The 851-nt window shown below is 66.3% G+C and carries 1 pseudogene and 1 riboswitch; the pseudogene reads right to left on the reverse strand.

Going from position 1 to position 851, the window contains the following annotated elements:
* Positions 1 to 519, reverse strand: a pseudogene (locus AC1D1X_RS24630) (phosphomethylpyrimidine synthase ThiC); the annotation flags it as partial.
* A 79-nt stretch (positions 520 to 598) separates the two neighbouring features.
* A riboswitch (TPP riboswitch) is annotated at positions 599 to 722 on the reverse strand.
* Positions 723 to 851: the final 129 nt, after the last annotated feature.

The raw sequence follows: 851 nt of genomic DNA on the forward strand, positions 1-851 counted from the left end.
CTCGGCCAGTTGCGCGCGCACCAGGTTTTCGCGCACCGCGATGTATTCCATCTCGGGGGTGATGATGCCTTTGCGCGCGTAATGCATTTGCGACACATTGGCGCCGGCCTTGGCGCGGCGCGGCACGGGCGCATGCGCCATGCGCAGCGCGGCCAGGGCCGGGTCGTTCAGGCGCTCACGGCCGTAGGCGCTGCTGATGCCGGGCAGGGCTTCAGTGTCCTGGCGCTCGTTGATCCAGGCGCCGCGCAAAGGCGGCAGGCCACGCGTGATGTCGATCGGCGAAGCCGGGTCGGTGTAGACACCCGAGGCGTCATACAAACGCAGCGGCGGGTTGGCTTCGCGGCGCGGCTCCCCGGCGCCTTCGTGCACCAGCGTGTCGGTCAGCGTGACTTCACGGAACGGAACGCGAATGTCGGGGCGCGAGCCTTCGATGTAAATCTTGGCGGAGCCCGGAAATGGCGCGCGCGTGATGCGACTGGTGAGGTCTTGGGTGTCAACGGTGAGTCGGGTTTTGGCCATGTGGTTCTCCAGAAGGTGGGGTGCCTGCTGGGGAGCCGGGGGTCCATCGGTGGCACCTGGTGTGCCGCTGCGGAGTTCCGGAGCCAATTGCGTTGTTCCCTACGCGGGGATAATCCCGATCAGGTTCAGCGGGTCTCGCATACTGCGATCTCAGCCTCGAAAGCCTCCTCACGGAAACATCCTTGGCACCCCGACAAGCTGGTGCCATTGTAGGCACCCCGGACGGCGATGGCAATTGACCGCAGTCAAGAAGGAAGTCCCCCTGTTGGGGCTCACTGCGTGTAGCCCCCTCTCCCCCTGCGGGGGACGAGCGCCTCGCGGCCGGCAAAGCC

The sequence above is a fragment of the Polaromonas sp. P1_G4 genome (genome assembly GCF_056405475.1).